Genomic DNA, 25220 nt, shown 5'->3' with positions numbered 1-25220 from the left:
GTCACCTCGACGACCCGGAGACGACCGCCGGCGCGCGGCCCGCGCCCACGTCCGCGCCTGAAGCCGGGTCGGGCGTGTCAGGACCCGGGTCGGCGCCGACCGGTTCCAGCGCGATCAGCTGCTGGTCGAACTCGACCGGTTGCCCGTTCGGTGTGAGCACCTCGGTCACCCGGCCCCCCACTTCCGCGGTGATGGTGCTCATCAGCTTCATGGCCTCCAGGACGCCGACCGGCTGACCCGGTCTGACCACGTCACCGACGCACACGTACGGCGGCGCGTCCGGCGAACTCGCGTGGTAGAACGTGCCGACCATGGGCGCCCGTACGTAGTCCAGCGTCTCGCTGTCCCCGTCGGGTGCGGCGTCGGGTTCCGGGGCGGCCAGGACGCCGGCGACCGGCGCGGGACTGCTCAGGGAGGCCGGTTCCGGCCACTCGACCTCGACGGTGATCTGGCCGTCCTGCATCCGGATCCGGGACGGCGGATGGGCGGTGGTCCCGCTCAGCTGCACGACGCTGCGGCACACGGCGTCGAGCACCGCGCCGGCCGGCATCGCGGAGTACGGCACCTCGGCGCGCGGCACCTCGGCGTGCTGCAGCGGCGATGCGCCCGACAGTCGGTCCTTCGCCGGGGCGTTCCCGTTGTGGTTCTGCTGCTCGTGGTCCGGCTTCACAGCACACCTCTTTCCGCGCTCAGGTCGTGCGCGATACCGAAGCGGTGGAATCGGCTGCTGCGTTCGCGCAGCAGCCGCTCCGGCTCCCAGGGTTCGAGTTCGTTCAGGGCCGCGTTCAGGGCGGCGCCCAGCAGGGCGGCGGACTGCGGATGGTCGGTGTGGGCGCCGCCGGGCGGTTCCGGCACGACACCGTCGACGATGCCGAGTTGGAGCAGCTGCCGGGCGTCGACGCGCAGGGCCTCGGCGGCGGTCGGCGCCGCCGCGGCGTCCTTCCACAGGATGGCCGCGCATCCCTCCGGGCTGATCACCGAGTAGATGCCGTTGGCGCTGATGAGCACCCGGTCGGCGACGGCCAGTGCCAGCGCGCCGCCGCTGCCGCCCTCACCGGTGACGACCGCCACGATCGGCACCGGCAGCCGGGCCATCAGCCGCAGGTTGGCCGCGATGGCGCCGGCCTGGCCGGTCCGTTCCGCGTCGGGGCCCGGGTTGGCGCCGGGGGTGTCGATCAGCGTGACGACGGGCAGGCCGAGCTTCGCGGCCATCCGCATCAGCCGGGCCGCCTTGCGGTATCCGCCGGGGTTCGGCATTCCGAACTTGCGGCGCTTGCGCTCCACCAGTCCGGTGCCGCCCTTTTGATGGCCGATCAGCATGACGGAGCGGCCGTTCAGCCTCCCGGGACCGCCGACGACCGCCGCGCAGTCCTCCGCGATGCGGTCGCCGTGCAACTCGTGGAAGCCGTCCAGCAGGTGGGCGGCGTAGTCCAGCGTCGTGGGGCGGTCGGGGTGGCGGGCGAGTTGCACCGTCGCCCAGGAGCCGGCGCCGGCCAGCTCCTCCGGCCGGCGCAGGATGGCTCCGCTGTCGCCGGCTGTGGCGGCGGGCACCGACTCAGCCGGGTCCGCCGCGGAATCCGCCTCCGGGTCCGGGATCGCGGAGGGCTGCAGCGCGAGGAGCTGGCCGAGTGTCGCCCGCAGTGCGGCCCGCGGCACGACATCGTCGACCAGCCCGTGGCTCAGCAGGAACTCCGCGGTCTGGAAGCCCTCCGGGAGCCGCTCGCCGGTGGTGTGTTCGATCACCCGCGGCCCGGCGAAGCCCAGGCGCGCACCGGGCTCGGCGATGATCACGTCCGCGAGGGTCGCGAAAGAGGCGGCCACCCCGCCGTAGGTCGGGTCGGTGATGAGCGAGATCACCAGGATCCCGGCCTCGTCCAACTCGGCCAGGGCGTTGGTGGTCTTCGCCATCTGCATCAGCGACAGCACGCCCTCCTGCATCCGCGCGCCGCCAGAAGCGGTGACGAGGAGCAGGGGGATGCGCAACCGCAGACTGGTCTGCGCCGCCGCCGTGATCAGCGCCCCCTCCCCGCAGCCGAGGCTGCCGCCGAGGAAACCGAAGTCCATCGCGGCGACCACCACCGGCCGGCCTTCGATGGTGCCGCGGGCGCTGAGCACCGCCGTCCGCAGTCCGGTCGCCGCCCGCGCGTCCACCAACCGGTCGACGTACGGGCGGGTGTCGGAGAAGCCCAGCGGGTCGCGGACGCACTCGACCGGGTCCAGCGGCACCGCCGTTCCGGCGTCGAGCAGGTGCTCCAGCCGTTGCCGCGCGGTGAGCCGGGTGTGGGAACCGCAGTCGGGGCACACCTTGAGCGCCCGGCTGAAGCGTTTGGCATAGATCAGCGTGACGCAGCTGTCGCACCGCACCCACGCCGGGGACTCGGCGTTTCGGGGAATCTCGACCTCGACCATGGGAGATGGTGTCCTTCCAGCCTGCCGTGCAGGGCTCGAACGTCCGGGCGGCGTGCCTGGGGCCGGGGCCGGCCCCGGGGCTGGTCCGCCCTAACCGGCGTCGCTGCGCTCCCAGCGGTAGAACTCGCGGGCCATCGCGTCCTTCGGCTCGCGCCAGGTCGCCGGGTCGTACGCCTGGACGTGCGCGGCGAGCCGGTCGCTGACGTCCCGGAACTCCGGATGGCCCTTGAACCGGGCCACTTCGGGGCCCGGTGGCCGGTCCGCCTCGATCAGGTGCAGGTAGAGGTCGCCGAACTGGAACAGGCTGCGCCCGGTCACACCGATGAGGCGCGGCAGTTCCCCGCGGTCGGAGGCCGCGAAGGTCTCGGCGATGTCGGGGGCGGCGTCGGGCCTCATACGGGCGACGATGAGAGTGCGGTGCATCGGGGTCGTCCCTTCGGGTCGGAGCGGTCAGGAGACCCGGGCGTGATGCTGCTCGACCTGCTCGCGGATGCGTTCCATCTGGATCACCGAGTTGCGGTTGATGTGGTCGGTCATGCCCGCGTCGTCGACCGGCGCGGTGGGCTTCATCGCGAAGTCCTGGAGCCAGCGCATGGAGGTGCCGTCCGGCACCTCCCGGTACTCCCAGCGGATGTTCATGTGCTCGAAGGGACCGGTCTCCACCCGGCGGGCCCGCACGGTGAGCGCCTTCCGGTCGGCCTCCCGCTCCGAGACCCAGCTCCAGACCGTGCCGTTCTCGTCGGGGTGCATCGTCAGCCGGAAGGTGACGGTGTCGCCCTGCCGCTCGAGGACGTCCACGGACGCGTACTCGCTGAACAGCTGCGGCCAGCGTTCGAGGTCGTTGGTGAGGTCCCAGGTGAGGTCCAGGGGCGCGGCGATCACGATCTGGTTGTCGGTGTGTCCGGTCATGTCAGGCTCCGAGGGTGAGTTGGGCGTTGACGTTCTGCAGGAAGGTGTGCGGGGTTTTGCACGAGTCCGCTTCGTCGCCGATCTGCCGGCCGTAGCGGTTCTCCAGCTCGGAGACGATGCCGAGCAGGCCGAGGGAGTCGAGGTTGAACTCCTCGAAGGTCGCCTCGGGCCGCTTCTCCATCTCGCCCGGGTCGACGGACAGGCCGGCGCGACCCTTCATCAGGGAGGCGAGTTCATCGAACGTGACAGGTCCGTTCATCACTGGTTTCTCCTTCGCTCGGGGGAACAGCTCCAGGGAACAGCGGTCGTGGGACGGCGGAACGGCGGCCGGTGCGCGCCGTTCACGTCAGCGCCGGTCGTCGGGGACGCGGCGCAGCACCAGGGCCGAGTTGCAGCCCATCAGTCCGCGGCTCAGGACGAGAGCCGTGCGCAGTTCGGCGGCGCGGGCCTCGCCGGTGACGAGGTCGAGGTCGTGGCGGACCTCCGTGATGTTGGGAGTGGGGGGCACCACGCCGTGCTCCAGGGCGAGTACCGCGGTGGCGACGTCGAGTGCCGAAGCCGCGGAGTAGGCCCGGCCGAAGCCGGTCTTGGGGGCGGTGACGGGGACGTTCGCGGCGTGCGGGCCGAGGGCGTCGGCGATCGCCAGTGCCTCGGCCTGGTCGGCCGCGTGCACGCCGAGGGCGTCGGCGAAGACCACGTCGATCTCCTCGGCGGAGCAACCCGCCTCGTCCAGGGCGCCCTGGATGGCCCGTGCCAGGCCCGGCCGGGAGTGGTCCCAGCCCGCGGTGCCGGTGAACGTCGCGGCGTGTCCCGCGACCACGGCCCGGATCGGGACGCCGCGGCGGCGCGCGGCGGACTCCTCCTCCACCACGAACATCGCGCCGCCTTCTGCGGGCGAGAACCCGCACGCTTCGTCGGTGAAGGGCAGATAGGCCCGGTGCGGGTCCTTGGCGAGGCTGAGCTCGGGGTACCCGAGCTGGCAGACGACCGAGTAGGGGGCCAGCGGCGCCTCGGTGGCGCCGACGACCACCGCGTCGGTTCCCCGCCTGATGGTGCGGCAGGCGAGCCCGAGCGCGTCGAGGCCGCCGGCCTCGTCGTTGGCGAGCACTCCGCACGGGCCCTGGAAGCCGCCCCGGATGGAGATCTGGCCGGTGCTCGCGGCGTAGAACCAGGCGATGGACTGGTACGGCCCGACGAAGTGGGGGCCCTGGCCCCACAGTTGCTGCAGTTCTCCCTGGCCGAACTCGCCGCCGCCGGAGCCGGCCGCGGTGACCACGCCTATGGCGAAGGGCGACTGCGGATCGGACGCCAGCTGGGCGTCGCCCAGGGCCAGATCGGCCGCGGCCATCGCGAAGTGCGTGAAGCGGTCGGTCTGGACCAGATAGCGGCCCTCCACCAGGAGGCCCGGATCGAATCCGGTGACCTCGCCGGCGACCCGCAGGGGCAGTTCGGTGCAGCCGTCGCGGGTGACCGGGCCGAGCACGGACAGCCCCTGCTGGACGGCCTTCCAGAAGGCGTCGGTCCCGACGCCGTTCGGCGCGATGACGCCGAGGCCGGTCACCACGGTCTGCCGACCGGTGGTGCCCCGATCCGGTGACGTTCGCTTCATGACGGGCTCCTCTCGGCGTGCCCGAGCACCACGGCGGACTGGAAGCCGCCGAAGCCGCTGCCGACCGACAGCACGGACCGCAGCGGGGCGGTGCGCGCGGTCCTCGGCACGTAGTCGAGATCGCAGTCGGGGTCGGGGGTGTCGTAGTTCGCGGTCGGCGGGACCACCCCATGGGTCAGTGCCAGGGCGCAGGCGGCGAGTTCGATCGCCCCGATGGCGCCGAGCGAATGTCCGACCATGGACTTGATCGAGCTCATCGGTACCTTGTGCGCGTGCTCGCCCAGGGACCGCTTCACGGCCGCGGTCTCGTGCCGGTCGTTCTGCAGGGTGCCCGAGCCGTGCGCGTTGACGTAGTCGATCTCGGTCCGGTCGACACGGGCCTGGTCCAGCGCCTGGTCGATGGCGTGGGACATCTCCAGGCCCTCGGTGGTGAGACCGGTCATGTGGTACGCGTTGCCGAAGGTGGCGAAGCCGCGCAGCTCGCAGTAGATCCGGGCGCCGCGGCTCTTCGCGTGCTCCCACTCCTCCAGGAGCAGTACGGCGGCGCCCTCGCCCAGCACGAATCCGTCACGCTCGGCGTCGAAGGGACGCGAGGCGTGGGCGGGGTCGTCGTTGCGCGTCGAGGTCGCCTTGATGGCGTCGAAGCAGGCCACCGTGATCGGGGAGATCGGCGAGTCCGCGGCCCCGGCGACGATCACGTCGGCCTTGCCGTCCTGGATGGCGTGGAAGGCGTGGCCCACCGCGTCCAACCCTGACGTGCAGCCCGTCGAGACCGTCTGGACGGGCCCCTGCGCACCGAGGTCCTCGGCCACTTCGGACGCCAGCGCGCTGGGCGAGAACGCCCGGTGCAGGTGCGGTCCGGCACCCTCGGGCCGGACGTCCCAGCGGCCGCCCGAGTCGCTGACCGACACGTAGTCGTGTTCGAGCCGGGTGGTGCCGCCCACGGCTGATCCGAGGGAGGCACCGACCCGCCACGGGTCCTGGGTGTTCATGTCGAGTCCCGAGTCCCGGACCGCTTCGCGGGCGGCGACCAGCGCGAACTGGACGTACCGGTCGGCCCGCCGCACACGGTCCCGGTCGAGACCGCAGGCAGCGGCATCGAAGTCGACCTCCGCGGCGATCCTGGAGCGGAAGCCCTCGGGGTCGAACAGCGTGATGCCCCGGGTCGCGGTACGCCCGGCGGTGAGCAGGTCCCAGAAAGCGGGCACCCCCACGCCGCCGGGGGCGACCACGCCCAGTCCGGTGACCGCCACCCGCCGGGTCACGTCCTCGCCCCCGCGGGGTCGGGGGGCGCCATCGTTCCGGCTTGGACGTGCTGGGACTCTTCGGTGTCGACATGGCCCATTTCCGGTCGGGGCGCGAGCGGCCCCAGGTGGAAGACCATCCGCGCCTCCGCGCTGCCCACGTTGCGGAAGCGGTGCCGGACGTCGATGGGGATCAGCAGCCCCTGGTCGGGTCGCAGCGGGTGGCTGACGCCGTCCAGGTCCACTTCGAGCGATCCGCTGACGACGTAGACGAACTCCTCGGAGTACGGGTGGTAGTGCTCCGCGATCTGCTCACCGGGCTGGATGATCGCCAGCCCCATGAAGCCGCTCGTGGCGCCCACGGACGTCGGGGTGAGAACGGCGCGCAGATCTCCGCCGCGCCGGGTGTTGGGGCTTGTTTCGTCGAGGTGCACGATGCGTGCCTGCTGCGGTGTCATGGCCGCTCCTTGGTCGGTGCCGCCCGGATTCGGAGCCGGACGTGCTGGGGGTTCAGGCGGCCTGCGCCCGGCGGTCGGTGATCAGGTCCATCGCCTCGGCGCCGTACGAGAGTTCGTCGGCGGCGGAGGGGTCGTGGTGCTTCGCGAGGTCGAGCAGCCGGTGCAGCTTCTTGGCCACGTCACCCGCGAGCCCGGCGGCCGGCGAGCGGCGGCCCGACTCCTTCAGGTCGACGACGCGGACGAGGACGTCGTCGCGGAGGAAGACCGTGCTGCCCACGAGGCGCTGCCCGGGGTCGGCCGCGGCCGCCGCGTCCAGCTCGGCGATCAGGCGTGCCGCCGCCTCGCCGCGGCCGGGCTTGACGGGGTAGAAGTACCCACGGCGGGTGATGCCGTCGTCCGGCCCGGGTTCGGCGCCGCCCGTGACGTGTTCGACGGCGGGGAGCGCCGCGCGGGCGAAGAAGGCGCGGGCGGACGACCCGTCGGTGAGGTCCCGGGCCTCCTCCAGATACGGGTTGATCGCTTCCTCGACGGCCCGGACCTCGGGCTGGGCGGCGACGTGCCGCAGCGCGTTGCCCAGGTCGCCCGTCACCTCGACGGCCCGGACGACCCGGTTGCCATGCATGAACAGCGAGGTGCGGCGCAGCTGCGTGGTGTCGTCCACACGGGCCTGCGGGGAGCGGTAGCCGGCCAGGATCTTGGCGACGGCCGGCTCGCTGCCGGGCTTGACGGTGAAGGTGATCGCGTGGCGGACCACTCCGCCCGAGCACAGCGGCGGTGCGGGCAGCGGGTCGAGTACGGCGGCGCGTGACGCACCGGTCCCCTTGGCAGCGGCCGGTCGGGCCGCGCGCCGTTCCGGGCGGACGTCGGCGGCCAGCGGATCGGGGGTCTCCCGGGCGATCACGAAGCGCAGGGACGTGGTGTCCCGGACGCATCCGTGCAGCGGTTCGACCATCTTGCGGTGGGCCGCGCTCTCCACCCAGGCCAGGAAGGGCTCGCTGCCCTCCCATTCGCTGGTGATGAGCCATTGGGACGAATTTCCGAGCGACTGGCAGAGCTGGTCGCTGACGTGGCCCGGTACCCCGGCCACCTGGTGCCGGATCTCCTCGTACGCCTCGAGGAAACGTTCCTCTCGGCCTTCGAGGACATCCAGCAGGAGTACGACGCGCAGCCGGGTCGCCTCGAGGGTGGGATCCGCCGTACGCCGGTCGTCCAGAGTCGTCACCGTGTTCGTCCTCTCGTTCAGGGTGCGGGCTGTTCCGCCCGCCGGATGCGGCTTCGATGACGGGTCGGGGACTCCGACACCCCTGCCGACTGCCGCATGCCTTGCCCTCTGCATATGCACAAGGCGTGCTCGGCTACGCCCGATGCTCACATAACGGCATGAATCGCGCACGGTACGTGAGGCGGCCGAGTGAAGTCCCGGTCAACCGCCTTCGGACAGGGAAAGGAGGAACGCAGCCGTGAACGGCCGCCGTGAACCCGCGGCGGACCCGCCCCGCACAACCCCTGTCTGGAGACCTCATGACGTCGAAAATCGACGATCGCGTGCCCGTCCTGATCGTTGGTGGCTCCCTGGTGGGGCTGTCCGCCTCACTGTTCCTCGGCCGGCTCGGCATCGAGCACGTGCTCGTGGAACGGCACGCACAGACCTCGCACCACCCCCGCGGCCGCGGCAACAACGTCCGCACGATGGAACTGTTCCGGACGGCGGGGGTCGAACCGCTGATCCGCGAGGCCGCCTCCGTCCTGGCCGAGAACCACGGCATCCTGCAGGCCGACACGCTGACCGGCTCGGAACAGGAATGGCTCTTCAAGCAGATCGACCCCGGTGGGGCGCTGGCCAGGTTCAGCCCGTCCGGCTGGTGCCTGTGCAGCCAGAACGACCTGGAACCGGTACTGCTGCGCAGCGCCCTCGACCTCGGCGGCGACATCCGCTTCGGCAACGAACTGATCTCCGCCGAGCAGGACGCCGAAGGGGTGACGGCAGTGGTCCGATCCCGCGAGACGGGTGAGGAGCGGACGATCCGGGCGCAGTACCTCGTCGCCGCGGACGGGCCGCGCAGCCCGGTGCGCGAGCGGCTCGGCATCGGGATGACCGGGGCCGGCGACCTGTTCCACAACGTGAGCATCACCTTCCGTGCCAAGCGGCTGGCTGACGCGGTCGGCGATCGCCGCTTCATCGTCTGCTACCTGACCAACCCCGAGAGCCCCGGAGCGCTGCTGCCCGTCGACAACGACCAGAACTGGGTGTTCCACGCGCCCTGGCGGCCCGACAGCGGCGAGACGTTGGAGGACTTCACCGACCAGCGGTGCGAGGCGCTGATCCGCACCGCGGTCGGTGTGCCCGATCTGGAGGTGGAGGTCACCGGGAAGGCTCCGTGGCATGCCGCGGAACGGGTGGCCGAGCGCTACGGCGTCGGCCGGATCTTCCTGGCCGGCGACTCGGCGCACGAGATGTCCCCCACCGGGGCGTTCGGTTCGAACACCGGCATCCAGGACGCGCACAACCTCGCCTGGAAGCTCGCCGCGGTCCTGCGGGGCTGGGCGGGCCCGGGGCTGCTGGAGACGTACGACGCCGAGCGGCGGCCGGTGGCGCTGGCCACCGGCGCCCGCGCCTCGACCCGCTCCGCCGAACACCGTCACCCGGGCTACGACGTGAGCCCCGGCGCCGGCCGGAAGCCCGGAATGCTCGCGGTGGTGCTGGGCTACCGCTACCTCGACGGCGCCGTCGTGGGCGCGCCGCAGGACCAGCCGGCCGTCCCGGAGGAGTTCCGTCCGCTGGCCCAGCCGGGCGGCCGGGCCCCGCACATGTGGTTGCGTGAGGGAGACGTACGGCTCTCCACCCTCGACCTGTACGAGCGGACGCCGGTACTGCTCAGCGGCCCCGACGGTGACGCCTGGCACGAGGCCGGTCTGCGCATCGCCGAGCGCACCGGCATCCCGCTGGCCTGCTACCGGGTGGGCTCGGACGCGCACCACGAACTGACTCCCGAGGACGGCGCCGACTGGGCGCAGTTGCACGGGGCGGAGAGCGACGGGGCCGTCCTGATCCGCCCGGACGGATTCATCGCGTGGCGGTCGCGAACCGCGGACGCGGACGCCGGGCGGACACTGGAGGACGTGCTGCAGAAGGTGCTGGGCAGGGTTCCCGGCAACGGATGACAGCTGACATGGAGCGGGCCGCGCGGAGCGTCGCGCGGCCCGCTACGTCATGTTCGCGTTCCGCTCCGCCGGGCTGGGCGGTGATGGCTCGTCGGGGTGAGGAACCGTCAGCTCGATGCCGCGCCGCTCCCCCTGGCCGGCGCCACCCGAAGGGCGCAGGCCGTCACCCATTGCGCCCTCTCCGGTGGCACAACGTCGGCATATGACTGACGGTGATGACGTCGCTACTGCGCTTCCTATGGCTGATGCCCTGTCAGCCAGCGCACGTCGCGGCGGAAGGAACCCTCCCATGCGCACTGCTCGCACCCTGCTGGCCGGAGCAACCCTCTCGGCAGTCCTCGCCCTCGCCGCTCCCGCCGCCCACGCCGCCACGGGTGCCCACAACGCATACGACCCGAGCACCTCTTCTTCTTCCAGCGACAGCTGGTCCCCGTCCGAGCAGGGCGCCAAGTCCGAGGACGGGTGGAAGAGCCAGGAGTCCAAGAAGGGCGCCAAGTCCGAGGACGGGTGGAAGGGCCAGGAGTCCAAGAAGCCGCACGGTGGCATGCACACCGGCGGTGGCGGCATGGCCCTGTCGGGCGGCGGCCTGGCCGCCGGCTCGGTCCTGCTGCTCGGCGGCCTCGGCGCCGGCGCCTTCGTCCTGCGCCGCCGCAGCGCCCCCTCCGGCCTCGCGGCCTGATCCGACGCGGACCTGATCCACGCGCCGTCCTGTCGTTGCCACCGTCGTCCCACGATGACGGTGGCAGCGCCGGGTTCCGGGCCCCGTCCGGTGCCACGCACGGACGCCGGAGAACCGCAGAGTTTCAAAGCTTCAGAACTTCAGACTTCAGAGCCGATGGAGAGGCATCACCGAATGGCCCAGCAGCCCACACAGCGAAGCGCCGGCGCGGCGGAGAACGCACCGGACGGCGACGGCCGGTCGCGAGTCCTGGGCTGGGCCACCGGCGCGGCCCTGCTCGGTGCCTTCCTCATCTACAACTCCGTCGACGCCTCCTCCGAGACCGCGCCGCCGCCCCCCACCGCCGTCGTGGCGCCGGCCACCGTCCGCGCGGCGGCCCCGCCGCCCGCCAGCGCCGGCGCCGCCCCCTCGCTTCCCGCGTCGCGGCCCACCCTGCTGACGATTCCCGCGATCGGCGTGAGCGCCCCCTTCACCCCGCTGCACATCGGCAAGTCGGGCAAGCTGGAGCCCCCGCCGTCGGACAACAACAACATGGCCGGCTGGTACGCGGAGGGCCCCACACCCGGCGAACGCGGCAACGCGATCGTCGCCGGCCATGTCGACACCACGACGGGCCCCGCGGTGTTCTTCCTGCTCAGCATGGTCAAGCCGGGCAGCACCGCGGAGATCACCCGCGCCGACGGCATCATCGTGAAATTCAAGGTCGACTCCGTCGAGACCTTCTCCAAGGACAACTTCCCCGACCAGCGGGTCTACGCCGACACCCCGAACGCCCAGTTGCGCATCATCACCTGCGGCGGCTCGTACGACCACAAGAAGAAGGACTACAAGGACAACGTGGTCGTCTTCGCCCACCTGGACTCCTCCCGCCAGGGCTGACCACCGGCCCCGCCGCACCAGCCTCGTTCTCTGCTGATCGGCTGATCGCCCCCCGGCCGGCCCGGGGGGCGATCGCGGTATCGTCCACCTGCGGGTCCATGACCTGGACGCCGGCCCGCGGGGTTGCCGCTGGTCCTTCACGTCCGGTGGTTCCGTCGCGTCGAAACCACCGCACGAAGGACGAGGTTCCAGTGATGACCGTCTACGAATCGGTCACGGACGCGATCGGCGGCACACCCCTGTTCCGGCTGGGGCACCTGGGCGAGGGAATCGTGACGCCGGTCTACGCGAAGGCGGAGTTCCTCAACATCGGCGGCAGCGTCAAGGACCGCGCCGCGCTTGCGATGGTGCGGGAGGCGGAGCGTACCGGAGCCCTCCGGCCGGGTGGGACGATCATCGAGGCGACGTCGGGGAACACCGGCATCGGGCTGGCCATCGTCGGGCGGCAGCACGGCTACCGGGTGGTGATCGGGGTGTCCGAGCGGGCCGCCAGGGAGAAGAGCGACATCCTGCGGGCCTACGGCGCCGAGGTCGTGCTCGCCCCGACCGCGCTGTCCAAGGACCATCCCGACCACCTCTTCCATGTGGTGCGCAGGCTCGCCGAGGAGATCCCCGGAGCCTGGCTGGCGAATCAGTACGACAACCCGGCCAACCCGGACGCCCATGTGCTGACCACCGGGCCGGAGATCTGGGAGCAGACCGGCGGCCGGGTCACGCACTTCGTGGCGGGCGTCGGCACCGGCGGCACCATCAGCGGCACCGGCGAATTCCTCCGGAAGGCCTCCGGAGGACGGATCACCGTCGTCGGCGCGGACCCGGAGGCGTCGGTGTACTCCGGCGGTGACGGCAGCGCCTACTTCGTGGAGAGCATCGGCCACTTCGTCCACCCGGAGACCCAGGAGGACGTGTGGCCCGAGTCCTACCACCGGAACGTGGTCGACGTGTTCGAACGGGTGCCGGACCGCGAGTCGTTGCTGACCGCGCGGCGGATGGCCCGCGAGGAAGGACTGCTGGTGGGCCCCTCCTCGGGGACGGCGGTGGCCGCGGCGCTGCGGGTGGCACGGCGGTTGGGCCCCGACGACCTGGTCGTCGTCCTGCTGCCCGACTCGGGCCGGTCCTATCTCTCCTCGGCGCTCAGTGACGACTGGCTCCGGCAGCGGGGCTTCCTGGAGGAGCCGCGCCACGGCGACGACACGGAGCCGACGGTGCGTACGGTCCTGGGCGGAGTCCCGGGCCACGGCGAGGACCTGGTCACCGTTGCCTCCACCGCCTCGCTGGGCGAAGCCCTGACCGTGCTGCGCACGGGGAACGCCGAGGTCGCGCCCGTTGTGATCGCCCGCGCGGCACGGCCGTTCGGCATCAGCGCCTCCGAGATCATCGGCTCCGCCGAGGTTGCCGGGCTCCAAGCGGCACTCGACAAGGGTGCGCGCCCGGAGGATCCGCTGCGCGACCATCTCGAACCGGCGCTGCCCGTCGTCGGTGTCGGCCAGCCGCTCTCCAGCGCGCTCGACGCGCTCGACACTCCCGAACGGCGTCACGAGGCCGCCGTCGTCCTGCTCGACGGGCGCGCGGTCGCCCTGGTCGGCCGGATGTCGTTGGAAGCCTGAGCGGTCGCCCGGCCGCGGCTCCGCCGACCGAACGGATCAGGCGGGCCGGCGGATTTGCCGGTCCGGTCCCACCACTGGTGTGGCGTCTGCGATGCGTGCCAGAACGGGTACGCGGGGTGTGGAGACCGCCCGCCCGCCGCCCGCCCGCCGCGGCGGCGGGCTACTTGCCGCCGTCCTCGGCGAGGGTGTGCGCGACCAGCGCGTTCGCATGGCCGTGACCCATGCCGTGCTCGGCCTTGAGCCAGCCGACCAGTTCCATGTGCCTGGTCAGCGGCGAGGACCGGATGAGGTCCTTCCACTCGGCGATCGGCCGGCCGTACTTCTGCTCGATCGAGGGAAAATAACTTGCAGGGCCCTTCACTGCGTCCGTCATGGGTGGAGTCTGCCATCCGGCACTGACAACGCACCCGGGCCGCCGCGCTCCGCCGACCAGGTCACCAGTGGCGGTCGCACCCGCCCGCACAGCGGCCGCCACTCGGCGGTCGCCAGCCGCAGCCGCGCGATCAGACGGCCGCCGCGCAAGGCCTCGGCCAACACCTCCGGCGGGATGTCGGAGAACATCAGCTTCGCCCGCCGCAGCATGTCGGCCACACCCGCGTCGTCGTCCACCGTGACCCAGGCCAGGAAGACGAACTGCCCGCCCAACCGGTTCTGGATGTACGGGCCTTCGAGTTCCGTCCCGGTGGCCGTCGCAACGGCGACGGCGTCCAGGGTCCAGGCCGCCGACACGGCGTCACCCGGGTGGAGGCCCACCCACTCCCCCGGCCGGTCCTTGCGCTGCACGCCGATGTGAACGTTGACGGCGGCGGGGAGGTCCGGGCCCCGGGCGAAGGTACGGCCGGGCAGGTCTGAGGCCTCGATACGGATCTCCACCCGGCCATCATCCCCCGCCGGCCCGGCCCCGGGGTGTGCCGCCGCCATGACCATCTGTCAGGTGTCGCGGCGAGAGGTGACCGGCCCGGCCCGGCTCCCGGTCACCGCCGCGGCCGGTCGTGCTGTGACCCGGCGCTCGTTGCCCGTTGTTCACGTGTTCACCGATTGCCCCCTTCGCCTCCCTCCCGGCGCCCGGAAGGGTGTTGGCGGGTCCACGTCCAGGGCCCGCACCGACAGGTCGAGAAGGGATGTTCATGGCCGAGTTGACGCGACGCAGACTCCTCGGATCGGCGGCGGGGGCGATGGGAGGCGCGGCGGCGCTCTCCCTGCTGCCGCCCAGCGTGCAGAAGGCGGTCGCGGCAGGTCCGCCGCGGCACGGATCGCTGAACGACATCGAGCACGTCGTCATGCTGATGCAGGAGAACCGCTCCTTCGATCACTACTTCGGCACCCTCTCCGGCGTCCGCGGCTTCAACGATCCGCACGCGCTGAAGCTGGAGAACGGGCGTTCGGTGTTCTACCAGCCCGACACCGTCAATCCGGACGGCTATCTGCTGCCGTTCCATCTGGACACCCACAAGTCCAGCGCCCAGGCCATCCCGTCCACCAGCCACGCCTGGGCCGTGCAGCACGCGGCGTGGAACGGCGGCAGGATGGACCAGTGGCTGCCCGCGCACCGCAAGGCCGACGGTGTCAACGGCCCGTACGTGATGGGCTACTACACGCGGAAGGACATCCCCTTCCAGTTCGCCCTCGCGGAGACCTTCACGATCTGCGACAACTACTTCTGCTCGGTCTTCGGCCCGACCTGGCCGAACCGCCTGTACTGGATGACCGGCACCATCGATCCCGGCGGCACGATGGGCGGCCCGGTGCTCACCAACAAAGCGCCCACGCCGTACCGGTGGCCGACGTACGCCGAGCGCCTGCAGTCCGCGGGGATCAGCTGGAAGGTGTACCAGCAGGACGACGACTACGGCTGCAACATGCTGGAGCAGTTCCAGACGTTCAAGAACTCCAAGCCGGGCGAGGACCTCTACGAGCGCGGCATGCGCCGGCAGCCCGAGGGCACCTTCGAGGACGACGCCCGCAACGACCGGCTGCCGACGGTCTCCTGGATCATGCCGACGAGCTTCCAGTCCGAGCACCCGGACTACCTTCCGGCGGCCGGCGCCGACTTCGTGGCGCAGAAGATCGAGGCGATCGCGTCCAACCCGAAGGTCTGGGCGAAGACCGCGTTCATCCTCAACTACGACGAGAACGACGGCCTGTTCGACCATGTGCCCCCGCCCACCCCGAAGGCCGGCACCACCGACGAGTTCGTCCAGGGGCTGCCCATCGGCGGGGGCTTCCGGGTCCCGGCCATCATCGTCTCGCCCTGGACCGTGGGCGGCTGGGTGGCGAGCGAGGCCTTCGACCACACCTCGGCCCTGCAGTTCCTTGAGCGGTTCACGGGCGTCGAGGCACCGAACGTCACGCAGTGGCGGCGCCGCACCTTCGGCGACCTGACCTCGGCGTTCCGCTTCTCCCACGCCACCGCGCGCCCGCCGCGGCTGCCGCACGACACGGCGAAGCAGCTGGAGGAGGCCAAGAAGGAAGTGGCCACCCTTCCCAAGCCGGTACTCCCGGGCGCCGACCAGACGTTCCCGAAGCAGGAGAAGGGCCGGCGGCCGCACACCTAGGCCGACCCCGCGCGGAGATCCGTCGAGCGGGTGGAACCCGGGCCGACCCGGGTTCCACACGGTCGACGCGTGTTCAACCCTCGTTCTCAGCAGGTGGGTTGGGGCGATTATGGAGCTACTTCTTGACGCCGAGGAAACGCGGTTGTAAACATCACCCCACCGGGAGAGCGCTCTCTCGGCGTTTCCGGCTCCATCACGGACCCCCACCCGTTCAGGAGATGCCATGTCAGGCGATCGTTCCTTGCTGGTGCGCCATCGGTTGAGCCGCGACCGGCGCCGACCGTATTTCCTCATCGCTCTGCTGACCGCGCTGCTGGCGGGCCTGGTGTTCGCCGTGACGCAGCCGCCGGCCCGTGCGGCGGGCGCGCTGCTCTCGCAGGGGAAGCCGGCCACGGCGTCGTCCGTCGAGAACGCCGGCACCCCCGCCGGCGCCGCCGTCGACGGCAACACCGGAACCCGCTGGTCCAGCGCCTTCGGCGATCCGCAGTGGATTCAGGTCGACCTCGGGGCCACCGCCTCGGTCAGCCAGATCGGGCTGACGTGGGAGGCGGCGTACGCCAGCGGCTTCCAGATCCAGGTCTCCGACAGCGGCACCGGCAACTGGACCACGATCTACTCCACCACCACCGGAACCGGCGGCGCCCAGACCCTCGACGTCACCGGCACCGGCCGCTACGTCCGCATGAACGGCACCGCCCGCGCCACCGCCTACGGCTACTCCCTGTGGGAGTTCCAGGTCTACGGCGTCCTCACCCCCGGCGGCTGCGGCACCGCCAACGCCGCAATGAACCGTCCGGCGACCGCGTCATCCACGGAGAACGCGGCGAGTCCGGCCAGCGCCGCGTTCGACGGCAACACCGGGACCCGCTGGTCCAGCGCCTTCAGCGACCCGCAGTGGGTCCAGGTCGACCTCGGCGCGTCGCAGCAGATCTGCCAGGTCGTCCTGCAGTGGGAGGCGGCGTACGCGAGCGGCTTCCAGATCCAGGTCTCCGACAGCGGCACCGGCAACTGGACCACGATCTACTCCACCACCACCGGAACCGGCGGCACCCAGACCCTCGACGTCACCGGCACCGGCCGCTACGTCCGCATGAACGGCACCACCCGCGCCACCGCCTACGGCTACTCCCTGTGGGAGTTCCAGGTGCGTTCCGGTGCCTCCAGCACGCCGCCCACGACTCCCCCGACCACGCCGCCGGACCCCGATTCGTTCTGGGGCGACACCAGCACCATCCCGCCCGCGCAGAACGTCGCCATGCTCAAGATCCTCAACCGGACGAACGGCAAGTACCCGGACAGCCAGGTCTACTGGAGCTACAACGGGCAGGTCCACTCGATCGCCGACCAGCCGTACTTCGACATGCCCGTCAACTCCGCCGGGCGGATGTACTTCTACGTCGGCACCCCGAGCGGGCAGTACTTCGACTTCATCGAGTTCACCGTCGGCGCGAACGTCTTCAACGGCAACACCACGCGGGTCGACGCGTTCGGTCTGAAGCTCGCGATGCGGCTGCACACCCGCGACGGGTACGACGTGTCGGTGGGCGAGGACCAGGCGACCTTCGCCGAGGACCGGTCGGTCACCTTCCAGAAGTTCATCAACGAGGTGCCGGCGCAGTTCAAGGTGCTGGCGCAGTCCCAGGCCCCGTACCGGATCATCGCGCCGGGCAGCGACCCGACCTTCCGGGCCGGCGGGGTCAACGCCAACTACTTCACCGCCTACGCCAACTCGGTCGGCGTCAACGCTCCCGCGTCCGACATCTTCGGATGCGCGGGCACCCTGTCCGAGAGCCCGGGGATGTGCTCGGCGCTCAACCGGCATGTCGCCACGCTGCCACAGTCGCAGTGGTCGGACCCCAGCCTGTACTACCAGGCGGGCCCGGCGAACTACTACGCGAAGTTCTGGCACGACCACGGCATCAGCAAGCTGGCGTACGGATTCCCGTACGACGACTACGCCGGCCAGTCCTCGTTCGTCTCCCACGCGAACCCGCAGTACCTGCTGGTCGCGGTGGGCTGGTAGGCACGCTCCGTCGTCCGGGTGCGGCAGTCGCTGCGCCCGGACGACCAGGTGGGCGGGCGGCGCCGCTGAGGGCTCACAGTCCTTCCTCGGCGGCCAGCGCCCGCACGGTGGAGACGGTGTCCGCCTCGGCGGCGGTCTTGTCGTCGCGGTAGCGCAGGACGCGCGAGAAGCGCAGGGCGAGCCCCGCCGGGTAGCGGGGGCTGCGCTGGAGGCCGTCGAAGGCGACCTCGACGACGAGTTCCGGCCGGACGTGGACGACATACCTGTCGCGGGTCTCCTCCCGCTCCAGCAGTTCGTCGGTCTGCCAGGCGAGCAGTTCGTCGGTCAGTCCCTTGAAGGTCTTGCCGAGCATCACCCAGGACGCGGGGTCGGACTCCTCGCCGCGCGCCGCGAGATGCAGATTGCTCAGCCACCCGTGGCGCCTGCCGTGGCCCCATTCGGCGGCCGTCACCACGAGGTCCAGGGTGTGCCGTGGCTTGACCTTGATCCACCCGGCGCCGCGGCGGCCTGCCGCGTACGGTGCGGACGGGTCCTTCGCCACCACGCCTTCGTGGCCTCGGGTGAGCGCCTCGTGGAAGAAGCGCGCGGCGGCGTCGGCGTCCGCGGTGACGGTGCGCGGCACGCGCAGTTCCGCCGGCACCACCGCATCGAGCTCCGCCCAGCGGCGTTCCGCGGGCAGGTCGAGCAGATCGGTGCCGTCACGGTGCAGCAGGTCGAAGAAGAAGACGCTCAGCGGCACCTGCGCGCGCAGCTGCTCGGGATCCTGCTGCGAGGCGGTGCGGGCGGCGGTCACCTGGAACGGGCGGGGCCGTCCGTCCGGGCCGAGGGTGATGGCCTCACCGTCGAGCACGGCCGTCCGCACGGGCAGCGACCGTGCGGCCTCCACCACCTCCGGTACGCGGGAGGTGATGTCGTCCAGGCTCCGGGTGAACACCGAGACGTCGTCCCCGTCCCGGTGCACCTGGACCCGGATGCCGTCCAGTTTCCATTCCAGCGCGGCGGGGCTCACCCGTTCCAGGGCCGCGGCGACGTCCGGGGCCGCGGCGGCGAGCATCGGCCGCACCGGGCGCCCGACCTCCAGTCCGAACGCGCGCAGCGCTTCCTTCCCGCCCGACAGGGCGGCCGCCGCGACGACACGGGCGGAGCCGCGGAACATCAGCGCGCGGCGTACGTCCGCCGCCGGCACGCCGGCCGCCTTGGCGACGGCGTCCGCCACCACCGCGTCCAGCGCTCCCTGCCGCAACTCGCCCACCAGCACGGCACTGAGAAACGTCTGCTCCTGCGCGGTGGCCCGGGCGAAGAGTTCCTCCAGCAGCCGGCGCCGCTCGCCCTGCGAGCCGGGTCCGTGCACGGCGGCGAGCGCCGCCAGAACGTCCTGGGCCTCCAGCACGCCGAGCTCCGGCTCGGCGGCGGGCGGCGGCAGGTCGCGCAGGCCCGCGGGGCCGACCCCGATCCGCATGCGCCGGGACTCGCCGGACAGCAGGGCCACGGCGGCGGGCAGCTCGTCCGGCCCCAGGCTCCGGAGGTACCCGGCCAGCAGGGCGATCTTCGCGTTGCGGGCCGGCTCGGCGCCGACGGCCTGGGAGGTGACGGCCAGTTCGTGAAGCAGCATGGGTGGGGAACTCCAGGGCTGGGGCGGTGAAGGCTGCGCGTGGCCCATCCGTACCCCCTTTCCCGCCCCGTCTCCCGGAGCGAAGCGCCTCCGAGCCCGCCCGCTACCGGTTCAGCGCACCCCGCGCGGGCGGAACTGCACGCTGATCCGCGGTCCCACCGGCCGCGCCGTCTTCGGGATCGCGTGCTCCCAGGAGCGCTGGCAGCTGCCGCCCATGACGAGGAGGTCGCCGTGCCCGAGCGGCATGCGCACGGCGGCCGGGCCGCCGGCGCGCGGGCGCAGCACCAGGTTCCGCGGCGCCCCCAGGGAGAGGATCGCGACCATGGTGTCCTCGGTGCCGCCGCGGCCGATGGTGTCGCCGTGCCAGGCGACACCATCGCGTCCGTCGCGGTAGAAGCAGAGCCCGGCCGTGGTGAACGGCTCGCCGAGGTCGGCGGCGTAGTGCGTGCTCAGCGCGGAGCGGGCCGCGTCGAGCGCCGGGTGCGGCAAGGCGTCGCGGTCGCCGAAGAACGACAGCAGTCGCGGTACGTCCACCGTCCGCTCGTACATGACGCGCTGCTCGGCGCGCCACTCGACGTCCCGCGCCAGCGCTTCGAAGAGCGCGTCCGCCCCGACGAGCCACTGCGGAAGCACGTCGATCCAGGCGCCGAGCCCGATGTCGGTGCGGCGCAGCCCGTCGAGCGGGCGGGGTGCGATCTCGTCCTCCTGGTCGAAGAGCGAGTTCTGCAGATGTACGGCCATGGGACCAGCCTATACAGACTCGTACATCTGTGCGATTGATAGGAGCTGGGACCTTGCCCCGGGCCTGCGGGAGCCCGGTCAGACGACGCCCTGGGCAAGCATCGCGGAGGCCACCCGCTCGAAGCCGGCGATGTTGGCTCCGGTGACGTAGTCGCCGGGTGCACCGAAGCGCTCGGCGGTGTCGTAGCAGGTGTTGTGGATGCCGCGCATGATGGTCGCGAGCTCCTCCGCCGTGCGCTCGAAGGACCACGACTCGCGGCTGGAGTTCTGCCGCATCTCCAGCGCGCTGGTGGCGACGCCGCCCGCGTTGGCGGCCTTGCCCGGCCCGAAGGCGACACCGGCGGCGCGCAGCAGCTTGACCGCGTCCGGAGTGGTGGGCATGTTCGCGCCCTCCGATACGGCCTTCACACCGTTGCGGACGAGAACCCCGGCAGCGTCCGCGTCGAGTTCGTTCTGGGTCGCCGACGGCAGGGCGACGTCGGCGGGCACGTCCCACACCCGGCCACCGGCCACGTAGCGGGCCGAGGCGCCGCGCCGCTGCGCGTACTCGCTGATCCGGCCCCGCTCGACCTCCTTGATCTGCTGGAGCAGTTCGAGGTCGATGCCCTTCTCGTCCACGACGTAGCCGCCGGAGTCGGAGCAGGTCAGCACGTTGGCGCCGAGGGCCTGGGCCTTCTCGATGGTGTAGATGGCGACATTGCCCGATCCGGAGACCGTGACCTGCTGGCCGTCGAAGTCCTCACCGCGCTTCTTCAGCATCTCGGCGGTGAACAGGACGTTCCCGTAACCGGTGGCCTGGGTACGCGCCTGGGAGCCGCCCCACTCCAGGCCCTTGCCGGTCAGGACGCCCGCTTCCCAGCGATTGGTGATGCGCTTGTACTGGCCGAAGAGGTAGCCGATCTCCCGGCCCCCGACGCCGATGTCGCCCGCCGGGACGTCCGTGTGCTCGCCCAGGTGGCGGTGGAGTTCGGTCATGAACGACTGGCAGAACCGCATCACTTCGGAGTCCGACCGGCCGTGCGGGTCGAAGTCGCTGCCGCCCTTGCCGCCGCCGATGTTCAGTCCGGTGAGGGCGTTCTTGAAGATCTGCTCGAAGCCGAGGAACTTCACGATGCCGAGGTTCACCGACGGGTGGAAGCGCAGGCCGCCCTTGAACGGTCCCAGCGCGCTGTTGAACTCCACCCGGAATCCCCGGTTGACGTGGATCTCGCCCGAGTCGTCCTGCCACGGCACCCGGAACATCAGCTGGCGCTCCGGCTCGAAGATGCGCTCGACCAACTTCGCCTCGGCGAACTCGGGACGCGCCGTGAGCAGCGGCGCGAGGGTCTCCAGCACCTCCTGTGTCGCCTGGTGGAATTCGGGCTCGCCCGGGTTCCGCTGTATCAGCTGGGCACGGAAGGAAGGCTTCATATCGAGTCCATTCAGGAGCGGCTACGAGGCGGGACACTGTGCGCTGTTCTACGAGCGCGACGGGCCCGGCGTTCACGGCGGTCCCGCCGGCTCCGTAGCGGTCGATGTTCACACCGGGCCCCTGACGTCCACAAGTGGCGAAGAACGAATCAGGGGTTACCTCCTGGAAAGTGTGGAGGGGGCACCAACGACGGTCGCTCGAATCCTCGTCGAGCGGCCGGGGGCCTACCGCCGGGTAGCACCGGCGGCCAATACTGGCTGCCATGACGACTGTGACCGACTGGGGTGGCACCAGCCGCTTCGCGGACCTCGGCGGGCGCGTCCACTGGGTCGACTTCGGGGGCCCGCAGGACGCACCGCGAGTGGTCCTCGTGCACGGGCTCGGCGGATCGCACCTCAACTGGTGCCTGCTCGCGCCCCTGCTGACCGGCCGGCTGCGGGTGACCGCGGTGGACCTGGCCGGGTTCGGGCTGACGGATCCGGCGGGCCGGGGCACGACCGTGCAGGACAACGTCGCGCTGCTCGACCGCTTCCTGCGGGAGGTCGTCGGGGAACCGGCGGTGCTGGTGGGCAACTCCATGGGCGGGATGATCTCGATCCTGCAGGCGGCGGCCCATCCGGAGACGGCCACCGGACTCGTCCTCGTGGACCCGGCGCTGCCGCTGCCGTTCGGGGCCCGGCCGGACCCGCTGGTCCTGTCGGCGTTCCTGCTCTACGCCGTGCCGGGGGTGGGGGAACGGCTGCTCGCGCGGTCACGGACCGGAAGCACGGCCCGGCAGCAGGTGCAACGACTGCTGAGGCTCGTGTGCGCCGACCCGTCGGCGGTACCCGAGGAGCTGGTCCGCGCCTCGGTCGAGCTGGCGGAGCGGCGTGCCGGGGTGCCGGGGCTCGACGCGGCCTTCCTGGCCGCCGCGCGCTCGCTGGTGCTGGTGAACGCCCGGCGGAGCGCGTACTGGTCCGCGATGCGGGCGCTGCGGATGCCGGTCTTCCTCATGAGCGGTGAACGGGACCGGCTGGTGCCGGTGCGGTCGGCCCGGGCGGCGGCCGCACGCAATCCCGTTTGGCGCTTCGAGACGTTCCCCGGCGTCGGCCATGTGCCGCAGCTGGAGATACCGGACGTCGTCGCCGGGCGGATGCTGGACTGGCTGGACGACGTCCGGCCGACCGGGGCCGTGAAGTCCGACGGGTAACCCGGCGGGACAGCACGGTCTAGAGCGGCTGCTCGCTCCAGATCACCTTGCCCGCGGCGGTGTAGCGGGTGCCCCAGCGCTCGGCGAACTGGGCGACGAGGAAGAGCCCGCGACCCCCTTCGTCCATCGTGGCGGCGTAGCGCAGGTGCGGTGAGGTGTCGCTGGTGTCGGAGACCTCGCAGATAAGCGTGCGGTCGCGCAGCAGCCGGACCTTGATCGGCTCCGCGCCGTAGCGGATGGCGTTGGTGACGAGCTCGCTGAGGATCAGCTCGGTCACGAAGGCCGTCTCGTCCAGCCCCCAGCTCGCCAGCTTCCGGCTGACGGCGGCGCGGACCTCGGACACGGCCGCGGGATCGGACGGTACGTCCCACTCCGCCATCCGGTCGGGCGGCAGGACGCGGGTACGGGCGACGAGAAGGGCGATGTCGTCCGTCGGATGGGCGGGGAGCAGGGCGTCGAGGACCGCCTCGCAGGTCTCCTCCGGGGTCCGGTCGCTGTCCTTGAGGGCGCTGCGCAGCCGCTCCAGGCCGTCGTCGATGTCCCGCTCGCGGTCCTCGACGAGCCCGTCCGTGTAGAGCACCAGCCGGCTGCCCTCCGGCAGGAGCAGTTCCGTCGTCGAGAACGGCAGACCACCGACGCCGAGAGGCGGACCGGCGGGCAGGTCGGGGAATTCCACCGTCCCGTCGGGGTGGACCAGGGCGGGCGGCGGATGGCCCGCCCTTGCCATGGTGCACAGCCGCGAGACCGGGTCGTAGATCGCGTAGAGGCAGGTCGCTCCCGTGACGTCGTCGCTGTGGCCGGCGGCCGTCTGATCCTGGTCGATCCGGCTGACCAGCTCGTCGAGGTGCCCGAGGACTTCGTCCGGCGGCAGATCCAGCGTGGAGAAGTTGTGGACCGCTGTCCGCAGCCGGCCCATGGTGGCGGCGGCGTGCAGGCCGTGGCCGACGACATCGCCCACCACCAGCGCGACCCGGGCGCCCGGCAGGGGGATGACGTCGAACCAGTCCCCGCCCACGCCGGCCTGGGCGGGCAGATAGCGGTAGGCGGCCTCGACGGCGTCCTGGTCGGGCAGACCGTGCGGCAGCAGGCTGTGCTGGAGGGTGACGGCCATGGCGTGCTCGCGCGTGTAGCGGCGGGCGTTGTCGATGCAGACCGCCGCGCGGGTGACCAGTTCCTCGGCGAAGGAGAGGTCGTCCTCGTCGAAGCGTTCCGGCCGCTCCGAACGCCAGAACTTGGCGATGCCCAGCAGAACGCCCCGGGCGAGCAGCGGCACTCTGACGACCGAGTGGATGCCGTACTCGAGCACCCTGGCGGCGCGCTCGGGATCCTGCACCTTCCAGTCGGTGGACGAGGCGAGGTCGGGGTCGTACAGGCCCTGTCCGGTGTCGAGGCTCCAGGCCTGCGGGGTGGCGGGGAGCACCGTGATCGCCTGGCCCACCGGATACAGCGGCACATCGTCCCTGATGCCGCTGACGGCGACCCGCTGCATCTTGGAGCCGGCCTGCTCCGAGGGCTCCTCCCCGCTCAGGACGGGCACCGCGAGGTCGACGGTGACGAAGTCGGCGAACCGGGGGACGGCCACCCGGGCGAGTTCCTGCGCGGTCTGCGCCACGTCCAGGTTGGTACCGATGGCCACACTGGCGTCGTAGAGCAGCGCCAGGCGCCTGCGGCCCGCCTCCGCCTTCCCCGATAGCGCGTGCAGCTCCGTGGAGTCCCGGAGGGTGGCGACCATGCCGGGCGGCCCGCCGTCACGGTCGGTCGGCCGGATGTTCACCACCAGTAGCCGGTCGCCGGCCGGCAGCACCTCGTCGTTCACGGCCTGCCCCGAGGCCAGCAGCTCCGCTGCCCTGCGGTCGAGTCCGAGGTCTGTCACCGGGCGCCCCTCGGCATCCGACGGCAGTTCGAGGAGCCGGCGCGCCTCGTCGTTGGCGAGCAGCAGCCCGCCGTCCCCGCCGACGATGACCACGCCCTCCCGCACCGCGTGCAGCACCGCGTCGTGGTGCTCGTACATCCGGGTCATCTCGGCCGGCCCCAGACCGTGTGTCTGGCGCAGCAGCCGTCTGCTGGTGAGTGCCGCCCCGACGGTGGCCAGGGCGAGCGCGGCGGTCGCGGCACCGAGGATGAGCGGCAACTGGCGGTCGACGACCCCGCTGACCTTGGTGATCGTGATCCCGGCGGAGACCATGCCGACCACTTTGCCGTTGGCGTCGGGGACGGGGACCACGGCCTGGACGAGTGGCCCGATGGTTCCGACGATCTTCTCGGTGATCACCTGGCCCTGCAGGGCCGGCTGGTAGTTGCCGACGAACTTCTTGCCGATGCGGTCCGGCTTGGGGTGCGTGTACCGGATCCCGTCGGTGTTCAGCACGACGATGAAGTCCACCCCGGATTTGATCCGGGCGGCCTCGGCCTTCGGCTGGAGGATCGCGCTCGGGTTCGGGGCCCGCAGCGCCGCCACGATTCCCGGCGAGTTCGCGAAGGTCTGGGCGACGGCGACCGAGCGGTTGCGGGCCTCCTGGGTGCTGTCGTGCTGCGACTCCAGGACGAGCGCCAGTACCGCCGCCAGGACGAGCAGCAGCACCACAACCACTTGCAGCGCGAAGACCTGGCCGGCGACGCTGCGTATCCCACGCATCCACTTGCGTCGACCGGCCAGCGAGGCGACCGAGGGTCGGATCGTCAACCGGGCCATGGCCTATGTGTACCCCTGATGACCCCGGGAAGCGAGTGGTC

General features: G+C 71.6%; 21 protein-coding genes and 1 pseudogene. 7 read left to right on the top strand and 15 right to left on the bottom strand.

Translation table 11 applies throughout. The features are described from left to right. Position 1: 1 nt before the first annotated feature. The 9 genes from AC07DC_RS37810 to AC07DC_RS37770 form a co-directional block, all read right to left on the bottom strand. Positions 2 to 670 carry an acetyl-CoA carboxylase biotin carboxyl carrier protein gene (locus AC07DC_RS37810; RefSeq protein ID WP_478919261.1) on the bottom strand — a complete coding sequence of 223 codons (669 nt, stop codon included), beginning with the start codon at positions 668 to 670 and terminating at the stop codon, positions 2 to 4. Continuing rightward, entirely contained in the window at positions 667 to 2409 is a 1743-nt protein-coding gene (accD, locus tag AC07DC_RS37805) for an acetyl-CoA carboxylase, carboxyltransferase subunit beta (protein WP_478919260.1), read from the bottom strand. Before accD ends, AC07DC_RS37810 begins: the two co-directional genes overlap by 4 nt. A gap of 90 nt (positions 2410 to 2499) precedes the next feature. After that, complete coding sequence (locus AC07DC_RS37800; protein WP_478919259.1) at positions 2500 to 2832, bottom strand: TcmI family type II polyketide cyclase; 333 nt, start codon at positions 2830 to 2832, stop codon at positions 2500 to 2502. Between the two features lie 27 nt (positions 2833 to 2859). Next, a complete protein-coding gene (locus AC07DC_RS37795) occupies positions 2860 to 3318 on the bottom strand; it encodes an SRPBCC family protein (RefSeq protein WP_478919257.1) in 459 nt (152 codons plus the stop codon). 1 nt (position 3319) lies between these two features. Next, on the bottom strand, positions 3320 to 3577 hold the full coding sequence (locus AC07DC_RS37790; RefSeq protein WP_478919255.1) for a phosphopantetheine-binding protein: 258 nt from the start codon (positions 3575 to 3577) through the stop codon (positions 3320 to 3322). Positions 3578 to 3664: 87 nt separating this feature from the next. After that, entirely contained in the window at positions 3665 to 4927 is a 1263-nt protein-coding gene (locus tag AC07DC_RS37785) for a beta-ketoacyl synthase N-terminal-like domain-containing protein (RefSeq protein ID WP_478919254.1), read from the bottom strand. Further along, entirely contained in the window at positions 4924 to 6192 is a 1269-nt protein-coding gene (locus AC07DC_RS37780) for a beta-ketoacyl-[acyl-carrier-protein] synthase family protein (protein WP_478919252.1), read from the bottom strand. Before AC07DC_RS37780 ends, AC07DC_RS37785 begins: the two co-directional genes overlap by 4 nt. Next, positions 6189 to 6629: a cupin domain-containing protein gene (locus AC07DC_RS37775; protein ID WP_478919251.1), complete on the bottom strand. Its 441-nt coding sequence runs from the start codon at positions 6627 to 6629 to the stop codon at positions 6189 to 6191. Before AC07DC_RS37775 ends, AC07DC_RS37780 begins: the two co-directional genes overlap by 4 nt. A 52-nt stretch (positions 6630 to 6681) precedes the next feature. Further along, entirely contained in the window at positions 6682 to 7851 is a 1170-nt protein-coding gene (locus AC07DC_RS37770) for a SchA/CurD-like domain-containing protein (RefSeq protein WP_478919249.1), read from the bottom strand. Positions 7852 to 8150: 299 nt separating this feature from the next. Here AC07DC_RS37770 and AC07DC_RS37765 point away from each other — a divergent pair, with 299 nt between their 5' ends. From AC07DC_RS37765 to AC07DC_RS37750, 4 genes and pseudogenes are all read left to right on the top strand, one after another. Continuing rightward, positions 8151 to 9791 carry an FAD-dependent oxidoreductase gene (locus tag AC07DC_RS37765; RefSeq protein WP_478919248.1) on the top strand — a complete coding sequence of 547 codons (1641 nt, stop codon included), beginning with the start codon at positions 8151 to 8153 and terminating at the stop codon, positions 9789 to 9791. 289 nt (positions 9792 to 10080) lie between these two features. After that, positions 10081 to 10470 carry a hypothetical protein gene (locus AC07DC_RS37760; protein WP_478919246.1) on the top strand — a complete coding sequence of 130 codons (390 nt, stop codon included), beginning with the start codon at positions 10081 to 10083 and terminating at the stop codon, positions 10468 to 10470. A gap of 174 nt (positions 10471 to 10644) precedes the next feature. Continuing rightward, a complete protein-coding gene (locus AC07DC_RS37755; RefSeq protein WP_478919245.1) occupies positions 10645 to 11349 on the top strand; it encodes a class F sortase in 705 nt (234 codons plus the stop codon). Positions 11350 to 11447: 98 nt separating this feature from the next. Next, positions 11448 to 12443 (top strand): annotated as a pseudogene (locus AC07DC_RS37750) (PLP-dependent cysteine synthase family protein); the annotation flags it as partial. Between the two features lie 673 nt (positions 12444 to 13116). On the opposite strand, the gene AC07DC_RS37745 reads toward AC07DC_RS37750, so the two are convergent. Together AC07DC_RS37745 and AC07DC_RS37740 are read right to left on the bottom strand one after the other, a co-directional pair. Continuing rightward, positions 13117 to 13329, bottom strand: a complete 213-nt coding sequence (locus AC07DC_RS37745) for a DUF4287 domain-containing protein (protein ID WP_478919244.1) — start codon at positions 13327 to 13329, stop codon at positions 13117 to 13119. After that, on the bottom strand, positions 13326 to 13829 hold the full coding sequence (locus tag AC07DC_RS37740) for a DUF5990 family protein (RefSeq protein ID WP_478919243.1): 504 nt from the start codon (positions 13827 to 13829) through the stop codon (positions 13326 to 13328). The genes AC07DC_RS37745 and AC07DC_RS37740 overlap by 4 nt, the downstream gene beginning before the upstream one ends. A 254-nt stretch (positions 13830 to 14083) precedes the next feature. Between AC07DC_RS37740 and AC07DC_RS37735 the strand changes: the two genes are divergently transcribed. Together AC07DC_RS37735 and AC07DC_RS37730 are read left to right on the top strand one after the other, a co-directional pair. After that, on the top strand, positions 14084 to 15511 hold the full coding sequence (locus AC07DC_RS37735) for an alkaline phosphatase family protein (protein ID WP_478919241.1): 1428 nt from the start codon (positions 14084 to 14086) through the stop codon (positions 15509 to 15511). Positions 15512 to 15734: 223 nt separating this feature from the next. Continuing rightward, a complete protein-coding gene (locus tag AC07DC_RS37730; protein WP_478919240.1) occupies positions 15735 to 17534 on the top strand; it encodes a galactose-binding domain-containing protein in 1800 nt (599 codons plus the stop codon). A gap of 73 nt (positions 17535 to 17607) precedes the next feature. Here the strand turns inward: AC07DC_RS37730 and AC07DC_RS37725 are convergent, their stop codons facing one another. From AC07DC_RS37725 to gdhA, 3 genes are all read right to left on the bottom strand, one after another. Further along, positions 17608 to 19146, bottom strand: coding sequence for an ATP-dependent DNA ligase (locus AC07DC_RS37725; protein WP_478919238.1), 1539 nt, complete (start codon positions 19144 to 19146; stop codon positions 17608 to 17610). 111 nt (positions 19147 to 19257) lie between these two features. Then, complete coding sequence (locus AC07DC_RS37720) at positions 19258 to 19887, bottom strand: alpha-ketoglutarate-dependent dioxygenase AlkB (RefSeq protein ID WP_478919237.1); 630 nt, start codon at positions 19885 to 19887, stop codon at positions 19258 to 19260. 78 nt (positions 19888 to 19965) lie between these two features. After that, positions 19966 to 21297: an NADP-specific glutamate dehydrogenase gene (gene gdhA / locus AC07DC_RS37715; RefSeq protein ID WP_478919236.1), complete on the bottom strand. Its 1332-nt coding sequence runs from the start codon at positions 21295 to 21297 to the stop codon at positions 19966 to 19968. A 263-nt stretch (positions 21298 to 21560) separates the two neighbouring features. On the opposite strand from gdhA, the gene AC07DC_RS37710 reads away from it, so the two are divergent. Continuing rightward, the gene (locus tag AC07DC_RS37710) at positions 21561 to 22487 is read left to right on the top strand and encodes an alpha/beta fold hydrolase (protein ID WP_478919234.1); all 927 of its coding nucleotides are present in this window, start codon (positions 21561 to 21563) and stop codon (positions 22485 to 22487) included. A gap of 19 nt (positions 22488 to 22506) precedes the next feature. Here AC07DC_RS37710 and AC07DC_RS37705 read toward each other — a convergent pair whose 3' ends face one another. Then, positions 22507 to 25122 carry a SpoIIE family protein phosphatase gene (locus AC07DC_RS37705; RefSeq protein WP_478919294.1) on the bottom strand — a complete coding sequence of 872 codons (2616 nt, stop codon included), beginning with the start codon at positions 25120 to 25122 and terminating at the stop codon, positions 22507 to 22509. Positions 25123 to 25220: the final 98 nt, after the last annotated feature.

The sequence above is a fragment of the Streptomyces sp. NPDC045021 genome, assembly GCF_056432645.1.
This window is presented reverse-complemented; position numbering and strand designations above follow the sequence as displayed.

Bases quoted from the DNA above. Each gene is read 5' to 3' on its own strand.
- accD (WP_478919260.1), bottom strand. From the start codon at position 2,409: ATGGTCGAGGTCGAGATTCCCCGAAACGCCGAGTCCCCGGCGTGGGTG.
- AC07DC_RS37800 (WP_478919259.1), bottom strand. From the start codon at position 2,832: ATGCACCGCACTCTCATCGTCGCCCGTATGAGGCCCGACGCCGCCCCC.
- AC07DC_RS37795 (WP_478919257.1), bottom strand. From the start codon at position 3,318: ATGACCGGACACACCGACAACCAGATCGTGATCGCCGCGCCCCTGGAC.
- AC07DC_RS37790 (WP_478919255.1), bottom strand. From the start codon at position 3,577: ATGAACGGACCTGTCACGTTCGATGAACTCGCCTCCCTGATGAAGGGT.
- AC07DC_RS37785 (WP_478919254.1), bottom strand. From the start codon at position 4,927: ATGAAGCGAACGTCACCGGATCGGGGCACCACCGGTCGGCAGACCGTG.
- AC07DC_RS37775 (WP_478919251.1), bottom strand. From the start codon at position 6,629: ATGACACCGCAGCAGGCACGCATCGTGCACCTCGACGAAACAAGCCCC.
- AC07DC_RS37765 (WP_478919248.1), top strand. From the start codon at position 8,151: ATGACGTCGAAAATCGACGATCGCGTGCCCGTCCTGATCGTTGGTGGC.
- AC07DC_RS37760 (WP_478919246.1), top strand. From the start codon at position 10,081: ATGCGCACTGCTCGCACCCTGCTGGCCGGAGCAACCCTCTCGGCAGTC.
- AC07DC_RS37755 (WP_478919245.1), top strand. From the start codon at position 10,645: ATGGCCCAGCAGCCCACACAGCGAAGCGCCGGCGCGGCGGAGAACGCA.
- AC07DC_RS37745 (WP_478919244.1), bottom strand. From the start codon at position 13,329: ATGACGGACGCAGTGAAGGGCCCTGCAAGTTATTTTCCCTCGATCGAG.
- AC07DC_RS37735 (WP_478919241.1), top strand. From the start codon at position 14,084: ATGGCCGAGTTGACGCGACGCAGACTCCTCGGATCGGCGGCGGGGGCG.
- AC07DC_RS37730 (WP_478919240.1), top strand. From the start codon at position 15,735: ATGTCAGGCGATCGTTCCTTGCTGGTGCGCCATCGGTTGAGCCGCGAC.
- AC07DC_RS37725 (WP_478919238.1), bottom strand. From the start codon at position 19,146: ATGCTGCTTCACGAACTGGCCGTCACCTCCCAGGCCGTCGGCGCCGAG.
- AC07DC_RS37720 (WP_478919237.1), bottom strand. From the start codon at position 19,887: ATGGCCGTACATCTGCAGAACTCGCTCTTCGACCAGGAGGACGAGATC.
- gdhA (WP_478919236.1), bottom strand. From the start codon at position 21,297: ATGAAGCCTTCCTTCCGTGCCCAGCTGATACAGCGGAACCCGGGCGAG.
- AC07DC_RS37710 (WP_478919234.1), top strand. From the start codon at position 21,561: ATGACGACTGTGACCGACTGGGGTGGCACCAGCCGCTTCGCGGACCTC.
- AC07DC_RS37705 (WP_478919294.1), bottom strand. From the start codon at position 25,122: ATGCGTGGGATACGCAGCGTCGCCGGCCAGGTCTTCGCGCTGCAAGTG.